The 365-nt window shown below is 52.6% G+C and carries 1 protein-coding gene; it reads right to left on the reverse strand.

What is annotated here, in order from left to right; genetic code table 11:
* Positions 1 to 174: 174 nt before the first annotated feature.
* Positions 175 to 365, reverse strand: a 191-nt coding sequence (locus A3709_RS24310) for a hypothetical protein (protein WP_066059770.1), incomplete at its 5' end; no start/stop codon positions are given.

Below are 365 nucleotides of genomic sequence, written 5' to 3' on the forward strand. Positions count from 1 at the left end.
ACCCTCCAAGAAGAACTCGCCCGCCTCGACTAAACCACGGGGTCAGGTCTCAAAAGTCTGAAACACCCGTATTAGAACCCTGGGGTCAGGTCTTATTTTTCTGAAACATCTGTTTTAGAAAAATAAGACCTGACCCCAGGGTTGTCTGAGAAATTTGAGACCTGACCCCGTGGTTTAGTCGAGGCGGGCGTGGTTTTTTTGGGGGGCGGTGGGATCCATGTGTTGTTCGAGTAGGGGACTCCGGGGGTCGATATTTTCGCGGTCGACGTGCTGGACTTTGAAGCCCACGCGCATGGATTTGACCAGCTGCAGGTAGGCGTGTAATTCCAGGTCGGTGCCGTCTTCGAGTTTGATGATTAGCGTGA

Source organism: Halioglobus sp. HI00S01, assembly GCF_001635445.1.
GTDB lineage: Bacteria > Pseudomonadota > Gammaproteobacteria > Pseudomonadales > Halieaceae > Halioglobus > Halioglobus japonicus.